25 protein-coding genes and 1 pseudogene are annotated in these 22,670 nt (G+C 51.4%); 16 read left to right on the top strand and 10 right to left on the bottom strand.

All coding sequences use genetic code 11. From position 1 onward, the window contains the following. Window positions 1-247 precede the first annotated feature (247 nt). Window positions 248-886, bottom strand: coding sequence for an RpiB/LacA/LacB family sugar-phosphate isomerase (locus tag NNO04_RS20225; RefSeq protein ID WP_271446177.1), 639 nt, complete (start codon window positions 884-886; stop codon window positions 248-250). A gap of 268 nt (window positions 887-1,154) precedes the next feature. Between NNO04_RS20225 and NNO04_RS20220 the strand changes: the two genes are divergently transcribed. After that, window positions 1,155-1,490: a YecR-like lipofamily protein gene (locus NNO04_RS20220; RefSeq protein ID WP_271446176.1), complete on the top strand. Its 336-nt coding sequence runs from the start codon at window positions 1,155-1,157 to the stop codon at window positions 1,488-1,490. 198 nt (window positions 1,491-1,688) lie between these two features. Then, entirely contained in the window at window positions 1,689-2,186 is a 498-nt protein-coding gene (gene ftnA, locus NNO04_RS20215) for a non-heme ferritin (RefSeq protein ID WP_162382929.1), read from the top strand. A gap of 46 nt (window positions 2,187-2,232) precedes the next feature. Here the strand turns inward: ftnA and NNO04_RS20210 are convergent, their stop codons facing one another. Then, window positions 2,233-2,472 carry a YecH family metal-binding protein gene (locus NNO04_RS20210; protein ID WP_271446175.1) on the bottom strand — a complete coding sequence of 80 codons (240 nt, stop codon included), beginning with the start codon at window positions 2,470-2,472 and terminating at the stop codon, window positions 2,233-2,235. 228 nt (window positions 2,473-2,700) lie between these two features. Between NNO04_RS20210 and tyrP the strand changes: the two genes are divergently transcribed. Next, complete coding sequence (gene tyrP, locus NNO04_RS20205) at window positions 2,701-3,912, top strand: tyrosine transporter TyrP (protein ID WP_271446174.1); 1,212 nt, start codon at window positions 2,701-2,703, stop codon at window positions 3,910-3,912. A gap of 55 nt (window positions 3,913-3,967) precedes the next feature. Here tyrP and NNO04_RS20200 read toward each other — a convergent pair whose 3' ends face one another. Continuing rightward, entirely contained in the window at window positions 3,968-4,633 is a 666-nt protein-coding gene (locus NNO04_RS20200; protein ID WP_271446173.1) for a YecA/YgfB family protein, read from the bottom strand. 511 nt (window positions 4,634-5,144) lie between these two features. Between NNO04_RS20200 and NNO04_RS20195 the strand changes: the two genes are divergently transcribed. The 5 genes from NNO04_RS20195 to NNO04_RS20175 all read left to right on the top strand — a co-directional run bounded on the left by NNO04_RS20195 (window position 5,145) and on the right by NNO04_RS20175 (window position 10,115). Beyond that, complete coding sequence (locus NNO04_RS20195) at window positions 5,145-6,218, top strand: branched-chain amino acid ABC transporter substrate-binding protein (protein WP_442870751.1); 1,074 nt, start codon at window positions 5,145-5,147, stop codon at window positions 6,216-6,218. A 91-nt stretch (window positions 6,219-6,309) separates the two neighbouring features. Then, on the top strand, window positions 6,310-7,224 hold the full coding sequence (locus NNO04_RS20190; protein WP_162382924.1) for an ABC transporter permease subunit: 915 nt from the start codon (window positions 6,310-6,312) through the stop codon (window positions 7,222-7,224). A 19-nt stretch (window positions 7,225-7,243) separates the two neighbouring features. Next, complete coding sequence (gene livM / locus NNO04_RS20185; RefSeq protein ID WP_271446179.1) at window positions 7,244-8,530, top strand: high-affinity branched-chain amino acid ABC transporter permease LivM; 1,287 nt, start codon at window positions 7,244-7,246, stop codon at window positions 8,528-8,530. Next, window positions 8,527-9,402 carry an ATP-binding cassette domain-containing protein gene (locus NNO04_RS20180; protein ID WP_271446171.1) on the top strand — a complete coding sequence of 292 codons (876 nt, stop codon included), beginning with the start codon at window positions 8,527-8,529 and terminating at the stop codon, window positions 9,400-9,402. Before livM ends, NNO04_RS20180 begins: the two co-directional genes overlap by 4 nt. Further along, on the top strand, window positions 9,399-10,115 hold the full coding sequence (locus tag NNO04_RS20175) for an ABC transporter ATP-binding protein (protein ID WP_271446170.1): 717 nt from the start codon (window positions 9,399-9,401) through the stop codon (window positions 10,113-10,115). Before NNO04_RS20180 ends, NNO04_RS20175 begins: the two co-directional genes overlap by 4 nt. A gap of 70 nt (window positions 10,116-10,185) precedes the next feature. Here NNO04_RS20175 and NNO04_RS20170 read toward each other — a convergent pair whose 3' ends face one another. Genes NNO04_RS20170 through NNO04_RS20160 form a run of 3 tightly spaced genes read right to left on the bottom strand, consistent with a single transcriptional unit; the run spans window position 10,186 to window position 13,296 of the window. Further along, complete coding sequence (locus NNO04_RS20170) at window positions 10,186-11,247, bottom strand: mannonate dehydratase (RefSeq protein ID WP_271446169.1); 1,062 nt, start codon at window positions 11,245-11,247, stop codon at window positions 10,186-10,188. 28 nt (window positions 11,248-11,275) lie between these two features. Beyond that, a complete protein-coding gene (locus tag NNO04_RS20165; protein ID WP_271446168.1) occupies window positions 11,276-12,574 on the bottom strand; it encodes an MFS transporter in 1,299 nt (432 codons plus the stop codon). Between the two features lie 35 nt (window positions 12,575-12,609). Then, window positions 12,610-13,296: an RraA family protein gene (locus tag NNO04_RS20160; RefSeq protein WP_271446167.1), complete on the bottom strand. Its 687-nt coding sequence runs from the start codon at window positions 13,294-13,296 to the stop codon at window positions 12,610-12,612. Window positions 13,297-13,539: 243 nt separating this feature from the next. Here NNO04_RS20160 and NNO04_RS20155 point away from each other — a divergent pair, with 243 nt between their 5' ends. From NNO04_RS20155 to NNO04_RS20135, 5 genes are all read left to right on the top strand, one after another. Beyond that, on the top strand, window positions 13,540-14,247 hold the full coding sequence (locus NNO04_RS20155; RefSeq protein ID WP_271446166.1) for a FadR/GntR family transcriptional regulator: 708 nt from the start codon (window positions 13,540-13,542) through the stop codon (window positions 14,245-14,247). Between the two features lie 225 nt (window positions 14,248-14,472). Beyond that, entirely contained in the window at window positions 14,473-14,811 is a 339-nt protein-coding gene (locus NNO04_RS20150; protein WP_271446165.1) for a hypothetical protein, read from the top strand. Further along, on the top strand, window positions 14,811-15,254 hold the full coding sequence (locus tag NNO04_RS20145; RefSeq protein WP_271446178.1) for a DUF2231 domain-containing protein: 444 nt from the start codon (window positions 14,811-14,813) through the stop codon (window positions 15,252-15,254). The genes NNO04_RS20150 and NNO04_RS20145 overlap by 1 nt, the downstream gene beginning before the upstream one ends. 102 nt (window positions 15,255-15,356) lie before the next feature. Further along, the gene (locus NNO04_RS20140) at window positions 15,357-16,082 is read left to right on the top strand and encodes an FAD-dependent oxidoreductase (protein WP_271446164.1); all 726 of its coding nucleotides are present in this window, start codon (window positions 15,357-15,359) and stop codon (window positions 16,080-16,082) included. Window positions 16,083-16,133: 51 nt separating this feature from the next. Continuing rightward, the gene (locus tag NNO04_RS20135; protein ID WP_271446163.1) at window positions 16,134-16,853 is read left to right on the top strand and encodes an RNA polymerase sigma factor; all 720 of its coding nucleotides are present in this window, start codon (window positions 16,134-16,136) and stop codon (window positions 16,851-16,853) included. A gap of 33 nt (window positions 16,854-16,886) precedes the next feature. Here NNO04_RS20135 and NNO04_RS20130 read toward each other — a convergent pair whose 3' ends face one another. Together NNO04_RS20130 and NNO04_RS20125 are read right to left on the bottom strand one after the other, a co-directional pair. Continuing rightward, window positions 16,887-17,372, bottom strand: a complete 486-nt coding sequence (locus NNO04_RS20130) for an SRPBCC family protein (RefSeq protein WP_271446162.1) — start codon at window positions 17,370-17,372, stop codon at window positions 16,887-16,889. A 15-nt stretch (window positions 17,373-17,387) separates the two neighbouring features. Further along, window positions 17,388-18,059, bottom strand: coding sequence for a DUF1571 domain-containing protein (locus NNO04_RS20125; RefSeq protein ID WP_442870750.1), 672 nt, complete (start codon window positions 18,057-18,059; stop codon window positions 17,388-17,390). Between the two features lie 174 nt (window positions 18,060-18,233). Between NNO04_RS20125 and NNO04_RS20120 the strand changes: the two genes are divergently transcribed. Beyond that, window positions 18,234-18,629 (top strand): hypothetical protein, encoded by a 396-nt coding sequence (locus tag NNO04_RS20120; protein WP_271446160.1) that lies wholly within the window; start codon window positions 18,234-18,236, stop codon window positions 18,627-18,629. Between the two features lie 53 nt (window positions 18,630-18,682). Here NNO04_RS20120 and NNO04_RS20115 read toward each other — a convergent pair whose 3' ends face one another. Continuing rightward, entirely contained in the window at window positions 18,683-19,594 is a 912-nt protein-coding gene (locus NNO04_RS20115; protein ID WP_271446159.1) for a LysR family transcriptional regulator, read from the bottom strand. Between the two features lie 114 nt (window positions 19,595-19,708). Here NNO04_RS20115 and NNO04_RS20110 point away from each other — a divergent pair, with 114 nt between their 5' ends. Continuing rightward, the gene (locus tag NNO04_RS20110; RefSeq protein ID WP_271446158.1) at window positions 19,709-20,857 is read left to right on the top strand and encodes a M20 family metallopeptidase; all 1,149 of its coding nucleotides are present in this window, start codon (window positions 19,709-19,711) and stop codon (window positions 20,855-20,857) included. Continuing rightward, a complete protein-coding gene (locus NNO04_RS20105; protein ID WP_271446157.1) occupies window positions 20,838-22,235 on the top strand; it encodes a YfcC family protein in 1,398 nt (465 codons plus the stop codon). The genes NNO04_RS20110 and NNO04_RS20105 overlap by 20 nt, the downstream gene beginning before the upstream one ends. 71 nt (window positions 22,236-22,306) lie before the next feature. Here the strand turns inward: NNO04_RS20105 and NNO04_RS20100 are convergent. Continuing rightward, a pseudogene (locus NNO04_RS20100) lies at window positions 22,307-22,543 on the bottom strand (IS110 family transposase); the annotation flags it as partial. Between the last annotated feature and the right edge of the window lie 127 nt (window positions 22,544-22,670).

Here is a 22,670-nt window from a genome sequence, read left to right as displayed (position 1 = left end):
GTTTTATGATTGCGTGTTTTGGTAAATTTTTATAATTTTTTTTGATAGCAACCGTTCATCGATGGCCAACTCAGGGATCTCGCAGGATGCTTGCAATGCAGAAATTAACCAGTGATAGAGGAGGTTATGGAATCGAAACAAATACATCATCGTCGCCCGGTCGCTCAACGCTGGCCGGGCGACACGCGGCATTTTACAGACCGGATACACATGTTGTGTTATCCGGTCCCGATGCCTTCAAAGAGCCTTACCCCAGGATTTCACGTACAAACGCTTCGATCGCTTTGTCCTGGCCGTTTTCGAAAAGACACTGCTGGAAACGCGGACCTGACACTGCGGTTTTCACCAGCTCAGGATCAATGGCACGCAAAGTATCCAGATAGTTCTCTTTTACCACGGCCGCTTTCACCTGGTTCAGGATACCTGCGTTTCGTACCTGCGGCTCTTTACGCTCCGGCGGATAGCCTTCCCCTTTACGACCCGTGAACGCTTTTTCAAAGATGAAACGAACATTCAATTCAGCACCCCAGCCAAAACCTTTTGCGAAAGGCAGAGAAAGCGCATTGCCGTTGTTGATCTGGGCAAACAGAAACGCATCAGCCGGATCTATGCAGTATCCACAAATTACGCCCGGATGGATGTTCAGGGACATCAGCGCCCCCTGGCCCGTACCACAACCGGTCACCACAAAATCGACCGCTTTAGCATTGAGCAGAATACTGGCCATAATGCCAAGATGAATATAGGTCAGATGATGGTCATTCTCATCGCTCATGCCCACGTTAAAGACAGGAAATCCCTTCTCATCCGCAACGGCTTTAAGCTCGTGATGAATGATGGCATTTTTGCTTGCCTGGCTATTTTCCATCATCAGTGCAATTTTCATACTGTCTCTCCTGGATGCGTCGCGAAAATCCCGACGGGATTCTTTGAAATTGGCGTCACATTACTACGCGGCAAACGTATTTTCAAATTTAATGAAAGATGGTTTTAAAAGCCGAAAACAGCTTCACATTTTTTCTGCCAGTGGAGCATTTTTTGCACATTGCCCCGGTCGTTGCCATTAAACATGGGTGATCCTCAGGCTATTCAAGCCATTGGACGTAAGATGTATCAGGTAGGATAGCGTATCACCGAATTTTCAGAGCGATATCATGAAGAGCCTTTTTCTTGCCCTCTCGCTGCTGGTGCTGGCGGGATGCACCATCACCCGACAAGCAAACGTCAGCGAAGTCAACACAATCAGTGGGATTGTTCGCCTCACTTACAATCAGGCGATGCTGCAAACGGCACGTACTGATGACTATGTCGCTAAAGGTACTGCCACGCGTGAATGCCAGCAAATGGGCTACGCTAACGCCGTCGGATTCGGCCAGCCAGTATCCACCTGCAGTGTTTATGCGGGTTCTTTGTGTCTGAATACGAAAATAACCTTATCGTATCAGTGCCAGGGCGTGGCACTCCCTCCTGCGACACCTGCCTATTATTAAACACCGAGGTCAGTTTATTAATGGCTGGCCTTTTATTATTTCGACATGTCAGTGTTTTTAATTTAATAGCGTTAATGCGTTTTATTCCCATTCGTATTTTTAATAATTGACTTTATTATTTTACCTTTTGCAAATAATTAAATAACAAATTATAGTGGCGCCACAGCGACATATCATTAACATTTGTGGAGCAGAACAATGCTGAAAACAGAAATGATCGAAAAACTGAATGAACAGATGAACCTCGAATTATATTCGTCTCTGCTCTATCAGCAAATGAGTGCGTGGTGCAGCTATAACAGCTTTGAAGGTGCCGCCGCGTTCCTGCGCCGTCACGCCCAGGAAGAGATGACGCATATGCAGCGTCTGTTTGACTATCTGACCGATACCGGCAGTCTACCGCGTATTAATACCGTCGCGTCTCCTTTCGCTGAATATACGTCACTGGATGAACTGTTCCGTGTCACGTACGAACACGAGCAATTGATCACCCAGAAAATTAACGAACTGGCACACGCGGCGATGACCAATCAGGATTATCCTACCTTTAACTTCTTGCAGTGGTACGTGGCTGAACAGCATGAAGAAGAGAAGTTATTTAAATCGGTCATTGATAAATTAACGCTGGCAGGTAAAAGCGGTGAAGGCCTGTACTTCATCGACAAAGAACTGTCGACGCTGGATACACAGAATTAATTTCTCTCCGGTGAAGCGGGTATTCTGCCCACTTCACCGGGCTCTCTTAATGACGGCAAATCTTGCTTTCGTGCGTAGTAAAACCGTCATCCTTCGCAATAAATTTCCCTTTCGCCGCCAGAAAAGCCACCAGCTCTGCCGCCGTCATCTCTGTCGCTGAACAGGTATGAAAACGCGCCTGCGCGCCAAATCGCGAAACGATCGCTGCCTCAAGACTGGCATGGGTGTATTGCTCGCCTGAAGCAATCATCATGTTAAGCACGTCGTGGCCGTGAATAGAATCCATACATCCTCCTCAGTAAAGCGCCTAGCCTAAGATGAAGCTGCGTTTTCTGCTTTGCGCTAAAGCAGGTTTACATCTTTCGACGTCCGGGATGAGGCGGTTCCTCCCATACTTATAAAAAACGTAAACATAAATTAACACTCATTGTAACGACGATTTGACGAAAATAGCGTAATGCCTTACCCTGCGCCGCAGATACCACTATTGATTATCTCTGGGACAGAGGAAAGCGTGAAGAATAGAACTCTGGGAAGTGTTTTTATCGTGGCGGGAACCACCATCGGCGCAGGTATGCTGGCCATGCCGTTGGCGGCGGCAGGTGTAGGTTTCAGCGTCACGCTGGCGTTACTGATTGGGTTGTGGGCGCTGATGTGTTACACCGCGCTATTACTTCTCGAGGTGTATCAACATGTTCCGGCAGATACGGGGCTGGGTACGCTGGCAAAACGGTATCTGGGACGCTACGGTCAATGGGTGACCGGTTTTAGCATGATGTTTTTAATGTATGCCCTGACCGCAGCCTACATTAGCGGTGCCGGTGAGTTGCTCGCCTCCAGTATCAACGACTGGACAGGCACTGAAATGTCGCCAACCGCTGGCGTACTGCTGTTCACCTTTGTTGCCGGTGGCGTGGTCTGCGTGGGAACGTCGCTTGTCGATCTGTTCAACCGTTTTCTGTTCAGCGCCAAGATTATCTTTCTGGTAGTGATGCTGGCTCTGCTGATGCCGCACATTCACAAAGTCAATCTTCTCACCCTGCCGTTACAGCAAGGGCTTGCATGGTCCGCCATTCCGGTGATTTTCACCTCGTTTGGTTTTCACGGTAGCGTACCCAGTATTGTCAGCTATATGGGCGGCAATATTCGCAAATTACGCTGGGTGTTTATCACCGGCAGCGCAATCCCGCTGATCGCCTATATCTTCTGGCAGCTTGCGACCCTCGGCAGTATCGACTCCTCTACATTTATGGGGCTACTGGCCGATCATGCCGGGCTAAACGGTTTACTTCAGGCATTACGGGAAGTGGTTGCTTCACCTCACGTTGAGCTGGCGGTACACCTGTTCGCCGATCTGGCGTTGGCGACCTCGTTCCTCGGCGTGGCGCTGGGGTTATTTGATTATCTGGCAGATCTGTTCCAGCGCCGCAATACCGCTGCCGGACGTCTGCAAACTGGCGCAATTACCTTTTTGCCGCCGCTGGCGTTCGCCCTCTTCTATCCGCGCGGATTTGTCATGGCACTGGGTTATGCCGGCGTGGCGCTGGCGGTTCTGGCGTTGCTGATCCCCTCTTTGCTGGCATGGCAAAGTCGAAAGCATAATCCTCAGGCGGGATACCGTGTTAAAGGCGGTTCAGTGGCGTTAGGTCTGGTGTTTCTTTGCGGGATTGTGGTAATCGGGGTTCAGTTCTCTATCGCGGCGGGACTGCTCCCCGAACCAGGATAAGCGGTGCAGTGGCGCTTAAACTGCGGTTTAAGCGCCATCTGACTTTAACGTACTATCAGTGCAGGCAGCACTGCTTATATTTTTTACCGCTGCCGCAAGGACAGGGATCGTTACGCCCCACTTTCGCTTCCGCTTTGACAGGCACCTGCACCGGAGTTTCTTGCGGATGCGCCATCCACCAGGCATGAAGATCCAGCGCCGCCATCCGGATAGCCTCGACGCTTTCTTCAAATGCCTCTGGCGTCATCTTCTCTACCACGTCAAAGTTCTCTTCCGTACCGTGCAACGCAATTGCCTCCAGCGCTGGTTTCAGCGAGTCTGGCAATGCGGACCAGTCAGAAAGCGCCACACCGCGCATATACCCAAAACACCACTCTTCGACAATCGTCAGCTCATGGCCATCAATTTCGCGCAGGCCAAATAAAGGTTCAAACTGCTCCGGAAACTCGTTCAGTCTGTCGGCGGTATCCGCCATATGCTGGAACGCAAGATTCATAAAGCGCGTCATCTCTTTTTCCGATGACCAGCGCGGCACATATTGCGGCCCGCCCCATACTGCCACCAGCCACTGCTCCGGCTCAATCTCACGCGGAGAACTGAGTACTGCCGTCAGCAGACCATCCAGCTCTGACACATCCAGAATCGCATGATCGGTGTTGTACTTCGTCAGTACATCATCCAGCCACTCCAGTTCGCTTTCGTTCAATGGTCCCGTTTTCATAACGCTCATCCTCAGTGAAATACGCTTGCCAACGGTCATCTTACAGGGTGGACGGGGATTTTTCTAAACAAAACGGGGAGTTCAGAAGCCCGGCCTTCCTGAGCCTTGCGCATCGTTCAAGTGATCCTCTCCGCATTTTTGCACCGACAAGGTGCGCAGCCTGACTTTTCTGCAGCTATGTTTAAGATTCTGGACGGTTTGGATACCACGCATCCCAGTCTGCCACGTGAAGGCAACCTCCTCCTTAGATAACGATTGACACTGACCTGATGAAATTGCGACGTCGTATTTCACATCGCATTGCTACGTCTGTCAGAAAACAATGTCGATATTTATCAACCTGGCGGAGTTTTTGCTTAAAAAAAGACAGCCGTACGCGGCCCGCTTGATAACGCAATAAATGACGAAGTTTATGATTTTCCCCGCGCCTCCCGGCGCCTGGTATTGAACAGTACTGAGGAATATCCAAATGTCTATTAAAATGATTAAGTTACCGCTGCAGATTGCCGTTATGGGGTGTTTAAGTACCGCATTTTATGCACAGGCAGATATCACGATTGGCGTGGCCGGGCCGTTTACCGGTCCCAATGCTACGTATGGGGCGCAATACTGGAAAGGGGCAACGCAGGCGGCGGCGGATATCAATGCGGCAGGCGGTATTAAAGGTGAGAAAATCGTGCTGGTGCAGGGTGACGATGCCTGTGAACCAAAGCAAGCCGTTGCGGTGGCCAACCGCCTGGTCGATGAATCCAAAGTCTCTGCCGTGGTTGGCCATTTCTGTTCGTCTTCTACCATGCCAGCTTCTGAAGTTTATGATGAAGCGGGTGTATTGACGATAACCCCAGGGTCAACTAACCCACTGATTACCGAACGCGGAATGAAAGACATGCTTCGCATGTGTGGTCGTGACGATCAGCAAGGCGTCACGGCGGCAAACTACATGCTGGATGTGCTGAAAGCGAAAAAGATCGCCATCATTCACGACAAAGATACCTACGGTCAGGGCTTAGCCGACGCGACGAAAGCCGCCCTGCAAAAACGGGGCACCAAAGAAGTTCTGTATGAGGGACTGTCGCGCGGCGAAAAAGATTTCAATGCCCTGGTGACCAAAATCGGTGCGCTGAAACCAGACGTTGTCTACTTTGGCGGTTGCCATCCGGAAGCGGGCCCGTTGGTGCGTCAAATGCGGGAGCAAGGCGTACAGGCTAAATTCTTCTCCGGTGACTGTGTGGTGACGGAGGAGATGGTGACGGCTGCCGGTGGCGCGCAGTATACCAATGGCGTGTTGATGACCTTTGGTAAAGATCCTCGCACCATTGCGGAAGGCAAATCGGTCATTGAGAAATTCCGCGCCAGCGGTTTTGAACCGGAAGGCTACACCCTGTACGCCTATGCCTCAATTCAGGCCATTGCTGCTGCCTACGGCGCCGCAGGTAAAGACAACGCCAAAGCGGGCGAATGGCTGAAATCACACTCCGTTGACACGGTGATGGGTCCCAAATCCTGGGACGAGAAAGGTGACCTGAAAGTGTCTGATTACGTGGTTTATCAGTGGGACGACAAAGGCAAGTACCACCAACTCTGATACCGTCACTCCCCTCTCGGGTGAGGTATTGCAACCCTGAAGGCAACCGGATTGTGCTATCCGGTTGCCTTACCACTGGCGGGAATTTCAAATGGATGCTTTCTTCTTACAACAGATGATCAACGGTCTGACGTTGGGAGCGGTGTATGGCCTGATTGCCATCGGTTACACCATGGTCTACGGCATCATCGGCATGATCAATTTCGCGCATGGCGAAGTTTACATGATCTCCGCGTACCTCTGTGCTATTGGCCTGGGACTGCTCTCCTTCTTTGGCATTCACTCTTTCCCCCTGCTGATTTTTGGCACCCTGATCTTCACCATCGTGATCACGGGGGTCTACGGCTGGGTCATCGAACGTATTGCCTATCGGCCACTGCGAAATTCAACCCGTCTGGCGCCACTCATCTCAGCCATCGGTATGTCGCTCATTCTGCAAAACTACGTGCAAATCAGCCAGGGTCCCAACCAGCAAGGCATCCCGACACTGATGAGCGGCGTGCTGCGTTTCAATGTCGACGATGGCGTGGTGCAAATCACCTGGACCAAAATTTTTATTCTGCTGGCGGCGTTTGTCGGTATGGCGGTCCTGACCTGGGTTATCCAATACACGCGGCTGGGGCGAATTTGTCGCGCGACGCAGCAGGACAGGCGTATGGCCTCCATTCTGGGCATCAACACTGACCGGGTTATCTCGCTGGTGTTTGTGATGGGTGCGTCGATGGCGGGGTTAGCGGGCGTTCTGGTGACCATGAACTACGGTACGTTTGACTTTTATGCTGGCTTTATCATCGGCATCAAAGCATTTACTGCCGCGGTACTGGGCGGGATTGGTTCACTTCCCGGCGCCATGCTTGGCGGCCTGTTACTCGGTATTGCGGAGGCGCAATTCGCCGGGCTTGTTAACTCCGATTATAAGGATGTTTTCTCCTTTGCTTTATTGGTGGTCATCCTGATCTTCCGCCCGCAGGGGCTGTTGGGACGTCCAATGGTCGTGAAGGTGTGAGGGCAATACGATGACAGAGATGACAGAGGCCGTCGTGAAATCAGAACTGGATCTTAAAAAATGCCTGCTCGACACCGTATTAGCCGGACTGTGCGCGCTGATTGTGTTTGGTCCTATCGTGGGGATTATTTTAAAGGGCTACAGTTTCACGCTTGCTCCCTCCCGCGTGGCGTGGCTGGTGGCAGTCGTCATGGCAGGACGCTTTCTCGTCAGTCTGGCCCTGCAAACCCAGATCGGGCAGAAGTTTGCCAGTCGGTTTGAAGGTGCTGACGACGGGGTGTACGTCCGCCCGGCGGGTTACAGCTCCCGTATGCGTTGGATAATTCCGGGCTTGATGCTACTGGCCATCGCCTTCCCCTTTGTGGCGACTAAGTATCTGCTGACGGTGGCGATTCTGGGGCTTATCTACGTGCTGCTGGGGCTGGGCCTGAACATTGTGGTCGGGCTCGCCGGATTACTGGATTTGGGTTACGTGGCCTTTTACGCCATCGGCGCGTATGGGCTGGCGCTGGGATATCAGTATCTGGGGCTCGGTTTTTGGGTCATGTTGCCAATTGGTGCCATTATGGCGGCGCTGGCAGGCGCACTGCTGGGGTTTCCGGTATTGCGGATGCACGGGGATTATCTGGCGATTGTCACGCTGGGATTTGGTGAAATTATCCGTCTGATCCTGAACAACTGGCTAAGTTTTACCGGCGGGCCAAATGGCGTGTCAGTGCCTTCCCCCACGCTTTTTGGTCTGGAGTTTGGCCGACGGGCAAAAGATGGCGGCGTGCCGTTTCATGAGTTTTTCGGTCTGACGTATAACCCTAACCTGAAGTTTATTTTTATCTACACGGTACTGGTTCTGGTGGTGTTGCTGGTGTTGTTCATCAAACATCGCTTAACCAAAATGCCCATTGGCCGCGCCTGGGAAGCCCTTCGTGAAGATGAGGTTGCCTGTCGCTCTCTGGGTTTAAACCATGTCTTAGTCAAGCTTTCCGCCTTTATGATGGGGGCATCGACAGCGGGGATTGCCGGTGTCTTTTTCGCGACCTATCAAGGGTTTGTTAATCCTACCTCGTTCACCTTCTTCGAATCTGCGCTCATTCTCGCCATCGTCGTACTCGGCGGGATGGGTTCCACACTCGGGGTGGTGCTGGCAGCCTTTGTTCTGACCGTGGCCCCTGAGTTACTCCGGGATTTTGCCGAATACCGGGTACTGCTGTTTGGCGTCTTAATGGTGTTAATGATGATCTGGCGTCCCCGTGGTCTGGTCCGCACCAGTCGCACCGGTTTCGCTATTCGCAAAGGGGTCGCGCCATGACTGACAGCATATTACGCGTTGAAAATCTGATGATGCACTTTGGCGGGATAAAAGCGCTGAACGATGTCAATCTGGAGGTTGCCAGGGGTTCAATAACAGCGTTGATTGGTCCAAACGGTGCCGGTAAGACCACGGTGTTCAACTGCCTGACCGGATTTTATCAGGCCTCCGGCGGCGCGATTGTGTTTAACACGCGCGCTAAAACCACCGATGTGATTCAGGTGTTAGGGCAAAAAATCCACGCCACTGATTTTCTCAATCCAGGCCGCCTGGCTTCACGCGTCTACTACAAAATGTTCGGCGGTACGCATCTGGTCAACCGTGCCGGACTGGCGCGAACCTTCCAGAATATCCGCCTGTTTCGCGAAATGTCGGTGATCGAGAATCTACTGGTAGCCCAGCACAGGCAGGCGAACCGCAACCTGATTGCCGGCATTTTTAACACTCCGGCGTATCAAAAAGCCGAAAATCAGGCGCTCGACCGCGCCTTTTACTGGCTGGAGGTGGTGAACCTTGTGGATTGCGCAAACCGCCTGGCCGGAACCCTCTCTTATGGTCAACAGCGCAGACTGGAGATTGCCCGCGCCATGTGTACGGGTCCAGAGATGATTTGCCTCGACGAACCGGCTGCCGGACTCAACCCGGTCGAAACCGAGGCGCTTAGCAGCATTGTGCGCATCCTGCGTGAACGGCATGGCGTTACCGTATTGTTGATCGAACATGATATGCACATGGTTATGGAGATTTCCGACCACGTTATCGTACTTGATCATGGCGATGTGATTGCCCGGGGGGCGCCAGAGGAGATTCAGCACAACGTCAGCGTGATTGCTGCCTATCTGGGGACCGATGAAGAGGAGCTTGCCGGATGAGTCAGCCATTGCTGGAGTTTCGTCATGTGGACGTTTTTTATGGCCCGATTCAGGCGCTGAAAGCGATTTCGCTGACGGTGAATGAAGGAGAAACCGTCTCGTTGATCGGCGCCAACGGTGCCGGAAAATCGACCTTGCTGATGTCCATTTTTGGGCAACCGCGTATCGCGCGCGGGCAAATTTTTTACCGTAATGACGATATCAGCCATAAATCCACCCATTTTATTGCCACTAACGGGATAGCCCAGGTTCCGGAAGGACGGCGAATCTTCCCGGACATGACGGTCGAAGAAAATATCCTGATGGGGAGTATCCCTATCGGCAACCGTTACCATAAAGAGGATAAAGCACGGATGTATCACCTCTTTCCCATCCTTGAAGAACGACGCAATCAGCGCGCCATGACCCTCTCAGGAGGAGAGCAACAGATGCTGGCGATTGCCCGCGCTCTGATGAGTCGCCCCAAATTATTGCTGTTGGATGAACCGAGTCTGGGGTTAGCGCCGCTGGTGGTGAAACAAATTTTCCAGACTCTGCGCGAGTTAACGCGGGCCGGGATGACGCTTTTTTTAGTTGAACAAAACGCAAATCACGCGCTTAAACTGTCGGATCGCGCATATGTCATGGTCAATGGTGAAATTCGCCTTAGCGGCAGTGGTCAGGAACTGTTAGTCGACCCCGAAGTACGAAAAGCGTATTTGGGCGGTGCATAGTGATTTCGAAGCGGAATAACAATAGCCGCTGACAAAAGCGGCTATTGTTTTATTATTTACGCAAAGGTCATCATATTACTTGCATTAAGGCTTTCATGTATCCCATTGCGTAAGCCATTCCTGAATGCCATGGCGCAGGACAAGTCATTTGTGGCGAATGATCCGGAATTAATACGCCATCAAAATTATTTTCTTTCAGTATCCGTAATACCTTCGCCATATCAATATCCCCTTCGTCGATAAAGGTTTCATGATAATAAGGAACCTTCCCTTTTACGTTACGGAAATGCATATACGCAATGGAGTCCTGACGCGCATACTGTTCTACCGCCTCGTAAACATCACCCTCTGACATTTCTGCAATGGTGCCCAGACAAAACTCAAGCGCATTAGAGGAGCTGGGAACCAGATCCAGCAAGTCTTGATAGAGATGCGGTTGGTTAACCAGTCTCGGTTGTCCACGTACGAATTCAAGCGGCGGATCATCAGGATGCGCGGCCAGCCTTACTCCGGCTTCTTCTGCCACCGGCACAATCTCTTTCAGGAACGCTTCCAGCCGTTGCCAGAGCTGCTCTTTGGTGACTGGCGGTCTGATACCCTCCGCATCTTCATCCACCACCATATTCCACGCCATACTGGCCGGTAACGGACTTTCGGTTTGCTCGTTTACGCCGTTTAACCCGACCGTTTTGGCGCCGCCTCGCGCTTTATTTTCCTGAATTCTTCCGGCGACGCCCGCAAGACTAAAGTTATAACCGAAGACAGGAATACCCGCAGCGCCGACATTACGGATGATTTGTTTTACCGTCTCGATTTGTTCTGCTTTCCGGGGACCGTCAAATAAGATGTCATCCCAGTGACAAGGGTCGAAATTTTCAATAGCAAAAAAGGTTAAATCGAATTTCGCCATTCTGGCGCGAATATCTAACAATTCTTCTATCGTCCAGACATCTGCCTGTGCCGTTCCCCAACCGCCGGTATCACCGACCGGCTGATCGCTACGGGAAAAACGCGCATTCTGGTGAAAATAATCAACCATATGAACGACAATATGCGTCGCACCACATTGTCTGGCAAAGGCAAAATGCTCGTCATCCAGCATGTGGCGGTACAGTCCAAAGCCTAATTTCATGTTCTGAATCTCCGGTGGAAAGAAATTATCATTCTTGTCTGATTACATCGGCAACATTTTCGCGCTGCATCGGAATAGGTTTAACAAAGACAGCAACGGCAAGTGCGCCAAGTACGGCAATACCACCCGCAATAAAGAACGCCGCATTATAAGCCCCTGTCCATTGAATAATGTAACCCGTCACAATCGGTCCTAATATTCCGGCAATATTCGCGGTGGCATGAACCATACCGCCCACGGATCCCATATTCTGGCGTGCGACGGTGTCTTGCAAAATAGCCCAATACGTTGTTGCGGATAAATAGAGGAAGAAAATGCCACATGCCATAAGGGATACTGCCCCTGCGGCACTGGAAACATTACCAACGCACATGACAAAAATCGCCGAAGCCCCCAGGCACGTAACGAGCACTATTTTACGGGAAAACAGAGGACGCCCGGTTTTACGCAGTACGTAATCACACAGGAACCCGCCCGCCGCCATCCCGACAGAACCCAGCAGCCACGGAATCACACTCACAATACTCATATCCTTCAGGCTGAGATGTTGTGAGTTTGACAAATAACTTGGGAACCATGAGAGAAAGAAAAAGAGAATGTAGTTCAGGCCAAAAAAGGCAAATGCCGTTGCCAGTATCGTAGGCTGCTTGATATAAAAAGAGAGCGGCATGGATACTTTTTCAATCTCTTGATTATTGTCGCTTTGCTCCTGCTGTCCTTCCTGAATTAACGCTAATTCCTCACGGCTAATTGTTTTGTGTTCTTCCGGCTTGTCCTTCGCGATTTTTATCCAAAACAGCAACCAAACAACACCCAAACATGCAATCGCAACAAACGCCATTCGCCAGCCGATAATCAGCACCAGCGACCCCATGATAGGTCCTGCCAGCGCGCCGCCCAGCGGGTTTCCGGCAGTGGCGACGCCGATGGCGCTGGCGACTTCGCGGCGAGGAAACCAGTTATTGACGATCTTATTTAAGGTCGATGCAAAAGGCCCTTCCCCGGCGCCAAACAACACCCTGATAATGAGCATTGAGGCAAATCCGACGGCGACGCCAATCAATCCACAGAAGAATGACCAAAATGCCATGCTGACGGCGAAGACCATTTTGGGTCCAAAACGGTCAGAAGCATAACCGCCAACAAAGTTAAAAAGCGCATAGCCAATAGAAAAACTACTAAAAATTATGCCTAACTCACCTGGCGTTAGTTGCAAGTCGTTAGCAAACATGGGGGCTGCGATAGCAAAGGCAGAGCGATCCATGTAATTGATCGCCCCACCCAGCGAGAGTAGGAAAACAATACTCCATCGTTTACTTTTGAGCATACTGATGTCCTCATATCATCAAGACTGAAGGGTTTTTACATCACACCAAAGCGATTCCATGCTTCAACAGCACCCATGCCACAACGAATGGCATCGCGAACTTTGTTTTCCGTCACGCCTTTTTCTAACGCCAGACCAATAACCTCTTGCTCAACCCGCCTCGGGATCACCAGAACGCCCTCTTCATCTGCCACAATAAGATCGCCCGGCGTTATCATCACGCCATCAATGGTTACCGGAACCCCATAATCGAGAACTTTTCCACGAACCTTTTGATCCTGAGAGTAAGAACCCAGAGAAAAGACAGGGAAATTGAGTTCAAGGATTTCGTGCTTATCCCGTGAATAGCCGTTAAGAACCGCCCCTGCCGCGTTGAGATGAACCGCACGAGTCGACATCAATCCCCCCCACAATGCATACGTTGGGGACGAACCGCTGGCAATATATACCTCGTTTTCTTTCAGGCTATCCAGCGCCTCAAACATCACGCCAAACGCTTTATCTCCGAGAGGTCCGTTAGAATGCGAACCGGGAAACGTCGGGTAATCCGCCTCCAGTACCGGCATCGCTCGCCCGGCGATGCGCATCTGTTTTTCCAGTGGCTGCAACCGTGGGTTGAGGAATTGATTCTGTAAACCAATGGCGTCCATGACATCACCCAGCAGTGCGGTACTGAGATTGTTCTTTATCTTTTCAAATAATTGCCTTTCTTCTGAGTGCATAATTCATTCCTGTGTGGTTAAATTAAAACAACCTTACTGTCTACCTGTAGGACAGGTTAGCCAGGATGAAGTGATCAGAAAACACCCAGATCGTCATGATGTGACAAACTCAGCAAAAATTTACACTGGCATGTTGTTGGTAATAGTGAAGATGAGTCGATAACATATGCAGAATTTCACCCCGAACATCCGGTCCCAGATGGATACGGAACGACCGCTTACGAAGAGAGGGAGAGTTGTCGCATGAATATGAATAAACCCATCATTGAGAAAAGCACGCTCTCCGAACAGGTCCGTAACTACATCCTCAATGTGATTACGACGCAAAAGCTTGAACCCGGCGCCAGAGTGCCCAGTGAAAAACAGCTGACAGAAACGCTGGGGGTCAGTCGCGGTGTGGTTCGGGAGGCATTTCAGGCATTATCGATTCTTGGCATTCTTGACATCAGCAGCGGTAAATATCCCCGCGTACAATCACTGAATTCTGCGGCGCTGGAAACGATTTTCAACTATTCAGTCGTGACGCAACAGATTTCAGCAAGCCAGATACTTTCACTGCGCAGTACTCTTGAAGTTCACTGTGTCGTACTGGCAGCGCAGAACGGCACAGAAGAGGATTTTTCTCGCTTACGCGTAGAGATGGATAAGATCAGTGAAGTCTTCGGCGATCACCAGTCATTTATTTATCATGATGCACGCTTTCACATGATTTTGGCTGAGGCATCCGGCAACCCTCTCTACGCCCTCCTCCTACAGGCGCTTCGGGTGCCTCTCGAAAAATCCATCTCGGCGGGTCTGCAGGCTCACGATATCAATGACCGCCGCCAGCAAATTATTGATGCGCATCAGGCCATTCTGGAGAAAGTGTGTCAGAGAGATGCCGAAGGTGCCGCCCAGGCGATGCAAAAACATTTCTCCTCTGCGATTAACGCGTTGATTATTGAAAATTAATCCTGCACATGGCGGTCTGGCACCGCCTTCAGCCCCCCCCTGTACACACTCAACGTTTTCTGTTTTCGGGAACGTAAGCGCATCTCACTTCATCTAATGGTCAGAAGTGAAAAAAATCTGTCTTCCTGACAGATTCGATTAGCGATCCGTCAATACCGGAGAGATTGCCTTACGCCCCGGGCAATGACGAGCCAGACCTATCCTCTGCGTCTCTGGAGAAAACTCATGCTCAATTACGCCATCCTCGTTTTTGCCATCGGCGCACTCGGTGGTCTGGTGCTGGCCGCACATGTGCTACGCAATAAATTCGCCCCCTGGTTACTGTCGCTTTTACATGCCGGGTTAGGCGCGACAGGGCTGATTTTGCTGATCCTGATGTTGATTCAGGGCAATGCGCCACAGCAAGTTCTCATCGCCTTCGTATTACTGCTGGTGGCAGCGTTGGGGGGATTCTTTCTGGCTTCGTTCCATGTGCGCAAGACGTTACCGCCGAAAGCCATCGTGGCCGTTCATGCCAGCGTCGCCGTCGTCGGCTTTCTTACGCTGGTTAGCGTGTTTCTGTGATGTCCCGTCATCCGCTGCACCCGGCGCTGGTCCATTTTCCCATCGCCTGCTGGTCACTGGCTGTTGCCGCCGATGTCGCCGGGTTGTGGTGGGGTGAGACAGCCTGGCGTTGGTCTGGTGGACTGCTCGCCGTTGGCTGTTTTATGGCGTTAATCGCTATGATTGCGGGCATGTTCGAACTGTCTCGCGTGCCTGAGGGCGCGCCGATGCGAATGGTCTGGTGGCATATGGGGCTGATGTGCATCGCTTTCGCGCTCTTTTGTACCCGTCTGCTGACGGGGTTTGAGAATATGCACCTGCAAGAGCCGGACACACTATCTTTATTGTTAGATGCCGCAGGATTTATTTGCCTGACGGCTGGAGGCTGGCTTGGTGGAACGCTCGTCTATCATCATGGCGTAGGGCGTTCCCGTGATCAGAGTCCTCCTCCATCCGCAAAATAATAACGGGATCATTATCCCTAAGTTCGACGCTGACGTGCTGAGAGACCGTGTTTTGTTCAGGGTAAAAAAACACCGGCCTCAGCGTAATACCGGAGTTTGATCATGGTCGAATATCACGTTCATCTGACTGCATGCCGCCAGATAGCCAAAGGCACGATGGCCTTCCACTTCGAAAAACCCGTCGGGTTCAGCCACAAACCGGGGCAAGCCATCATGCTCATTTTGCCGGGGCATCAAACTGACTCCCGGTCATCGGATACCCGCCACACCTTTTCCATTGTCACAGCACCCGAGGAGGACGAACTGGTGGTCGCCACGCGCATCAGCGAGAGCGTTTTTAAACGTGCGTTGTGTGCCTTGCCCATTGGGACTGAAGTTCAGATCAACGGTCCTTTTGGATCATTCACCTTACCCAAAAATACAGAACGTGCAGGCGTTCTCATTGCCGGGGGGATCGGGATCACTCCCTTTATGAGCATGTTGCGCCACGCAGCCAAACAGCTGACGCCGCAGTCGTTGATCCTGCTGTATAGCAACCATCATCCCGAAGAGGCGGCCTTTCTGGAGGAATTACAGCAGCTTGAGCAGCAAAATCAGCGATTTCAGTTAATCGCGACCATGACGGATATGGCGCATTCGACCCAACCGTGGGATGGCGCGACCCGGAACATCGACACTGACTGGATTAAGCAGATTGTCACCGGACTGGATAACCCGGTTTTCTACGTTTCCGGCCCACCCGCCCTGGTTGAGGCGATGCGTCAAACGCTCACAATGTCTGGCATCGATGAGGACAGCGTGCGCAGTGAAACGTTTTACGGTTACTAACGCGGTATCCACTGTCGCTGTGAAAAACACCTCCCGAACCCAGGAGACGCTATGCTGAATCCACAATCTCTGTCATCTGACCCGATCCCGGCCCATTCCCCCGATCCTTTTCTCGTCTCACGCGCCGCGTTGGGGGATGCGTCGGCATTTACGGAAATCATGCGCCGCCACAACCGGCTCCTGTTTCGGACCGCTCGCAGTATTTTGAAGAACGACGCGGAGGCCGAAGATGCGCTTCAGGAGGCCTATCTGAGCGCCTGGCGCGCATTGAAGGGATTTCGTTCTGAGTCCACGCTTTCAACCTGGCTGGTGCGTATTGTGGTGAATGAATCATTGGGGCGTCTGAGGCGCAAAACAGCTGCCATTATTCCTCTGGATTCTGCCATGAATGCCATTGACGCCGACATCCAGACATCGTTAAGCGACAATCCTGAACATCACCCGGAATATGCTGCGATGCAAACCCAAATGCGCCAACTTCTGGAAGCCCGTATCGATTTACTGCCAGAGGCTTTTCGTACGGTCTTCATGCTTCGGGCAGTTGAGGAAATGAGCGTGGAACAGATTTCTCAAGCGCTGGATATCCCTGAAGCAACCGTGCGAACCCGCTTCTTTCGCGCCCGCAGCATGCTCCGCGAGGGACTCGCCAGCCAAATGGATATCGCACTGAACGACACTTTCTCGTTCGATGGCGCACGCTGTGATCGGATTGTTGCCGGTGTACTGGAAAGAGCAAATGCCGAAGGGTTCTTAAACCCAAAAACAGAGTAACGTAATGTCAAAAACGGGTAATACGATCATGTATTATCCGTTGTCGACACCATACATTTCGACGTTTGTGCCTAATTTTCGGGCCAACCCCTTTGCGCCATCACGCATCACGGTATGGTGATTCCAGCGAAAAACGGGAGCCGCCAGGGGCGCGAGATAGTTCATCCACCGGGTGTTGGTTCGTATATTCCAGTCGTACCTGACAATCGTTTCCTTCCCATCACCTGAAAATGACCATACCCCCCGACCTTCCACTTCTCCGCTGGCTTCCCCTTCCAGCAGATAAAAAGGGGTGATATTCAGGACATGGATGTCAAAGGTTATTCGATACGGTAAAGCCCCTTTCCAGGTATAACGATGCAACGCCCCGATCCCCTGAATATCCCCTTTTTCGATTTCGGTGATCTGCTCCAGGCTTGCCCACCACTCAGGCCAGTGGTCAGGATGAGAGAGCACCTCCCACACCTCCTGTACAGAGGCCGCAACCCGCCAGGTGGTGGTAAACCGGTATTCAGCCATAAACCTAAACTCCCATTACGGTGTGAAAAAATCAGTGGGGAACTGAATGTTAATCACCATGGCATCCATCAGGACAGTTTCCAGCCATTTTCCCTGCCGGTCGTAGCTGACAACTTTCGCCGGCAGTCTATGAGCGTTATCTAACCAAACCTCATACCGATTAACGTCATCGACACTCACTCCTTCAGGCCCCGTCACGGACAGATGTGATGTGGAGCGTCCCGCCAGCGTCTCTTCACCAACAGTTACGGTTGTCCCATCTTGCTGTAACCGGCGAATATTGCTCAGCAATACGCCGATATCTGATTGATCCACCCGATGACCGTGATCGTCTTGTATCAATGAATCTGTCGGGGAAAGGTTCAACACCGGAAACATCCCCAATCCAAAGGGCCATAACTTCACTTTACGACTGACAGGGCTATAAATCAGAACCGCGCCAGAGTGTGGCTGGGTGAAATCCATCCTCACAAATCCCGGTTTACGGTAGCTATAACGAATGATTTTGCTTTCACCCTGAGGTGACGAGGAGCGCAACAGCACCTGATAAGATTGAAGATGTTGAAATTGTTGCTGAGAAAGACCAACAGGATTTGCCGTCTTTTCGCTTTGCGAAAACGCCGATGCCACAGCGAAATTTTCCGCCGCAGGCGTCATACCGCTAAAGAGGAGTAATGCCGCGCACATTATCGCCAAAGAGATGAAGTCGCTAATGATCGTCTCCTGCCTTAAGAGGGTCAGCAAACAGGAACCATCACCTGCTGTCATTTGTCAGTATAGTGCTTATTTGAACCGCCCAGGCGGGTGTCACGCTTGCAAAAAGCTATACTTTATTAACCACACTTTAAATGGGGATTAATCATGAAACTGCTACGGGCGTCTTCATCCATCGCCCTGGCGCTACTTCTGATGGCTTCCTCTTATGTCGCAGCCAGCGCCCTGCAGCACCAGGTCGAAAGGGAGCGAGAATTACGCATCGCGGTGATTAGCGGTAATGGTCTAAACACCCTGGGGGGTGACGTTGGATTTTCGCTTAACGCCCAAAACCGGAGGATTCGACCCTTTGGTACTCACCACGTCGTCATCGTTGATCCCGTCATCATTGATAGCTTCGGCATGCGCAGCGGAAATCCGGCCCGCGATGGTTTTATCGGCAACCCGGCTCGTGATGGATTTATGAATAATCCTGCGCGAAACGGATTTATGAATAATCCCGCACGTGGAGGGTTTATGACAAACGCCCCAATTCGCAGATAACCGCAACGTCGTGGTTTATTGCGTTGGTGAGCGAAATCCCACAAATATTACCGTTAGGGTAACCCGGCAAAATAACGATTTAATAAATGCCACAGATAATTTGCTGCCGGCGTCATGCGATGGTCAGAACAACGCAATAAATGACACAGGCTTTCGCGAGCAATACGATGATCAACAGGGACAGCCACCAATTGCTCGCGAGATTGAATATTTTTCAATGTTTGCGGAGTCATAAAGGCAACGCCTTGTCCGGTCTGGCATAAGGCTATCGCGCTGGTAAACAGATTACAGCGGTATGCGGGCGTAAAAATAAGGCCTTCATTTTTAAAAATGGCGTTCAAATAGCGCTGTATGCCAAAATCTTCGCTCATGACAATTAAGCGGTGGCGCGTTAGTTCTTCGGCGGTGACTGCGGATAAAGAGGCGACAGGATGTTCAGGAGGGACAATGGCGCAAATCGGTCCACGCCGAAAGCTGTTACACTTCAAATCCGCTGGCGTGGACGGTCCGAAACTCACCGACATATCCACCTCCCCCTTAGCCAATAGCGTGAGGGTGGTTTGCATATCACCAGACTGAATGTTGACGAACACAGCTGGATACGCCAGAGAAAATTCGCTGATGACATGTCTGACCACCTCTTCCACCATGCCCTGGCCAATGCGTAAGTTCACCGTTCCACCGCGCATATGGCGCAAATCCTGCAACTGACGTTCGAGTTGTTTGCGCCGTTGCGCCGTCAGCGCATAATCTTCTGCCAGCAATTTCCCGACATCCGTGAGTACCACATTGCGACCACGTCGTTCGAGTAACGGCAGTTGTAACGTTCTTTCCAGTTCTGATAACTGACGGCTCACGACCGACGGATTAATACCCAACGCATCGGCTGCGCGTCGAATACCGCCATGTACGCCAACTTCATACAAATACCCGATGGATTTTTCTGGATAGGTGGAGAACGTCATATTTTTGGCTTATTCGTTGCTCTCAGGGCAACAATAATAATCATCACTGCTCATTTTTTACAATGCCAATTCTGCGCATACTGCCTGTGACAACCAAGACAGACGGGAAAATACATGAAAAATATAAAAACGTACCTCGAACAACACGCATCCGACATCCTGAATGATATTAAACGGTTAGTACTGGCAGAATCGCCCTCACATGATAAAACCGCAGTGGATGCATGTGGTCGGGTGCTGGAGGACATTTTTCTGCAACGTTTAGGCGTACAGGCGGAAATCGATGAACAAGCGCACTACGGCAACCACCGTAAATTCACTGTCGGTAGTGATGGGCCGCAAACAACGTTGATCGGTCACTTCGATACGGTATGGGACAAGGGGGTGCTGGCTCTTCGCGAGGAAGACGGTAAGTTATATGGGCCGGGTATTCTGGACATGAAATCCGGGCTGGTGCAGGCCATCTGGGCAGTGCGCGCATTGCAACAGCTCAACGTGCTGGGACACCAACGTATCGTCTTCCTGTGCAACAGTGACGAAGAACTAGGCAGCCCGAGCTCGCGGGCATGGATTGAAACACATGCATGCGGATCCGCACAGGTCTTCGTCGTTGAACCTGCCGTAGCAGGCAGCGGCGCGCTTAAGGTCGCGCGAAAAGGTTCAGGCCACTATGAAATAACCATCCACGGGCTGGCGGCGCATGCCGGGAATAACCCCGAAGAAGGCGCCAGCGCAATACAAGAGATGGCGCAGCACATTATCTACCTGCATAGTCTCAATTCACCTGATCGCGGAACGACAGTCAACGTAGGTATCGCCAACGGCGGCAACCGTTTCAATGTGGTGGCTGATCACGCGTATCTTGGCATAGATACCCGAGTCACTTCGCAGGAAGAAGCCGCGAGAATTCATGAAGCCATTTGCCAATTGCGCTCCTGCGATCCGCGCATTACGCTGCAAATTCACGGTGAACAGGGACGCCCACCGATGCGGCAAACAGTCGCATCACGCACGTTATTGACACGGGCGCAGCAAGTGGCGGAAGCATTAGGCTTCACCGTGGCTGGCGAAAGCGTTGGCGGCGGCAGCGACGGTAATTTTACTGCCGCGCTCGGTTTACCCACGCTGGATGGTCTTGGCGCGACCGGCTCCGGGATCCATGCCAAACATGAACATATCAACATCGCGGATGTACCACTACGCGCGGCATTAGTGGCGGGGCTCATTGCTGAAGGGGGAAACCATGACGCAATCCCACGTTGAATCATACGCACCCCAGGTATCCTTACAGGATAAAGGGCAAAGTCCCTATCTGTTACTGTTTATTATCCTGGTACTCGCCGCCATCGCGACCTGGATTATTCCTGCTGGCGTTTATGATTATGAAACGCGCGACGGCATCAAGTTTGCGGTGAAAGGCAGCCTGCATGCCGTTGCGCAAAATGGTGTCTATCCACTGGAAATCTTCACTGCGATTGCCAAAGGCATGGTGAAACAGGCGTCGATCATCTTTCTGATTTTGTTTACAGGTGGGGTGTTGGCCGTTATCGAAAAAACCGGCGCCATTACTACCGCGTTGAATGCTTTATCGCACAGCACGAAGCTCAGCGACAAATGGCTGGTGTTGATCTTTGCCGCCATTTTCGGCCTACTCGGTACCACTGGCGTCGTGGTGAATGCCGTGGTCGCGTTTGTGCCCATTGGGTTGCTGATCGCGCGTTCAATGGGATTACCGCCAATACTGGGGGCATCACTGGTCTATCTGACCTGTGCTGCGGGATTTAATGTGGCGATCCTCAATCCTGCGACGACGGGACTCACACAGCATCTTGCACAGTTACCGCTCTTTTCCGGCATGCTGTTGCGTAGCATAACCTGCCTGTTGTTTATCATTACTGCTGCCGCCTATTTGATCTGGTCAATACGCCGTAGCCGACAGCAGGGCTTTTTGCGTCCCACTCTGGATGTTTCAGGCCACCAAGTGTCGAACGTGACGGGGCGTCATAAGTGGATCTTAGCCGCCACCGTGCTGTCACTGATTCTGTTTATCGTCGGTACAATACAATTCCATTGGGGCACCAATGAGATGTCAGCGATGTTTATCCTGCTGACGATCATTGTCGGAATCATTGGCCGCCTGTCCGGATCGGATATTGCCAATACCTTTCTAACGGGCTGTTCAAAGCTGGTAAAAGGTGCGTTTATCGTCGGTATGGCGGCAGCTATTTCACTGGTATTGCAGCAAGGTAAAGTGCTGGATCCGATTGTTGGGGGGCTATCCGATTTGCTGGAATCGGTGCCAATACACGCGGCGACCCTCGGTATGTTTATCAGTGCGGCGCTAATTCATTTTGGTATTTCTTCGGGTTCCGGTGAATCGGCACTGTTGATCCCGATCTTCTCTCCGCTTGGCGATAACCTTGGTCTGACGCGCCAGGTCATGGTTCAGGCGGTATTGCTCGGTGAAGGTATTGTCAACTGTATGAACCCTACCTCCGGTGTCCTGATGGCAGTATTAGCCACCGCAGGAGTGCCTTATGGTAAATGGTTGCGTTTTGTGGCTCCGGTGATAGCCGTCTGGTTTGTTATTTGCGTCATCATGCTGCTGATCGGCGTGGCAATTAACTGGGGACCGTTTTAAACCGACAGAAATAGGACACGATGGTCATCGCCATCGTGTCCTTGAAGTGCACTATTCGCAACACGCTCTCAACCCCGGTTAAGCCGATAACGGTTTGTTTTAACGGAATATACGGGAACAGGGCTGACACCACACAGCGTTACAAAGCATGATTCTGATCTTAGTCGTTGGGGATGGTCTCCGGCTGTGATCAGCAACGGTGAAGCGCTTTCGTATCCAATGGCATTGCGTTTAATCAACTCAGGCGCCAGCTCATCAACAATTGCCGCAACCATGACCTCCAGATCAGCGATTTCGTCGTGCAGATATCGCTGTTTTGCGGCCAGTTTTTAACACCCGAATATAATACAAATACCAAATCGTTCTTTTTAGACATGTTCAGTTCATTAAAAATGCATATTTAATGAATGGTTTCAGATACAGTGATATACAGAA

The sequence above is a fragment of the Citrobacter sp. Awk 4 genome (assembly GCF_028069725.1).
Lineage (GTDB): Bacteria > Pseudomonadota > Gammaproteobacteria > Enterobacterales > Enterobacteriaceae > Citrobacter_D.
Note: the sequence above shows the minus strand (reverse complement) of the source record. Positions and strands in the feature narration are given on the sequence as shown.

Coding starts and splice junctions, on each gene's coding strand:
- NNO04_RS20225 (WP_271446177.1), bottom strand. CDS start 886: ATGAAAATTGCACTGATGATGGAAAATAGCCAGGCAAGCAAAAATGCC.
- NNO04_RS20220 (WP_271446176.1), top strand. CDS start 1,155: ATGAAGAGCCTTTTTCTTGCCCTCTCGCTGCTGGTGCTGGCGGGATGC.
- ftnA (WP_162382929.1), top strand. CDS start 1,689: ATGCTGAAAACAGAAATGATCGAAAAACTGAATGAACAGATGAACCTC.
- NNO04_RS20210 (WP_271446175.1), bottom strand. CDS start 2,472: ATGGATTCTATTCACGGCCACGACGTGCTTAACATGATGATTGCTTCA.
- NNO04_RS20200 (WP_271446173.1), bottom strand. CDS start 4,633: ATGAAAACGGGACCATTGAACGAAAGCGAACTGGAGTGGCTGGATGAT.
- NNO04_RS20195 (WP_442870751.1), top strand. CDS start 5,145: ATGGGGTGTTTAAGTACCGCATTTTATGCACAGGCAGATATCACGATT.
- NNO04_RS20190 (WP_162382924.1), top strand. CDS start 6,310: ATGGATGCTTTCTTCTTACAACAGATGATCAACGGTCTGACGTTGGGA.
- livM (WP_271446179.1), top strand. CDS start 7,244: ATGACAGAGGCCGTCGTGAAATCAGAACTGGATCTTAAAAAATGCCTG.
- NNO04_RS20180 (WP_271446171.1), top strand. CDS start 8,527: ATGACTGACAGCATATTACGCGTTGAAAATCTGATGATGCACTTTGGC.
- NNO04_RS20175 (WP_271446170.1), top strand. CDS start 9,399: ATGAGTCAGCCATTGCTGGAGTTTCGTCATGTGGACGTTTTTTATGGC.
- NNO04_RS20170 (WP_271446169.1), bottom strand. CDS start 11,247: ATGAAATTAGGCTTTGGACTGTACCGCCACATGCTGGATGACGAGCAT.
- NNO04_RS20165 (WP_271446168.1), bottom strand. CDS start 12,574: ATGCTCAAAAGTAAACGATGGAGTATTGTTTTCCTACTCTCGCTGGGT.
- NNO04_RS20160 (WP_271446167.1), bottom strand. CDS start 13,296: ATGCACTCAGAAGAAAGGCAATTATTTGAAAAGATAAAGAACAATCTC.
- NNO04_RS20155 (WP_271446166.1), top strand. CDS start 13,540: ATGAATATGAATAAACCCATCATTGAGAAAAGCACGCTCTCCGAACAG.
- NNO04_RS20150 (WP_271446165.1), top strand. CDS start 14,473: ATGCTCAATTACGCCATCCTCGTTTTTGCCATCGGCGCACTCGGTGGT.
- NNO04_RS20145 (WP_271446178.1), top strand. CDS start 14,811: ATGTCCCGTCATCCGCTGCACCCGGCGCTGGTCCATTTTCCCATCGCC.
- NNO04_RS20140 (WP_271446164.1), top strand. CDS start 15,357: ATGGTCGAATATCACGTTCATCTGACTGCATGCCGCCAGATAGCCAAA.
- NNO04_RS20135 (WP_271446163.1), top strand. CDS start 16,134: ATGCTGAATCCACAATCTCTGTCATCTGACCCGATCCCGGCCCATTCC.
- NNO04_RS20130 (WP_271446162.1), bottom strand. CDS start 17,372: ATGGCTGAATACCGGTTTACCACCACCTGGCGGGTTGCGGCCTCTGTA.
- NNO04_RS20125 (WP_442870750.1), bottom strand. CDS start 18,059: ATGTGCGCGGCATTACTCCTCTTTAGCGGTATGACGCCTGCGGCGGAA.
- NNO04_RS20120 (WP_271446160.1), top strand. CDS start 18,234: ATGAAACTGCTACGGGCGTCTTCATCCATCGCCCTGGCGCTACTTCTG.
- NNO04_RS20115 (WP_271446159.1), bottom strand. CDS start 19,594: ATGACGTTCTCCACCTATCCAGAAAAATCCATCGGGTATTTGTATGAA.
- NNO04_RS20110 (WP_271446158.1), top strand. CDS start 19,709: ATGAAAAATATAAAAACGTACCTCGAACAACACGCATCCGACATCCTG.
- NNO04_RS20105 (WP_271446157.1), top strand. CDS start 20,838: ATGACGCAATCCCACGTTGAATCATACGCACCCCAGGTATCCTTACAG.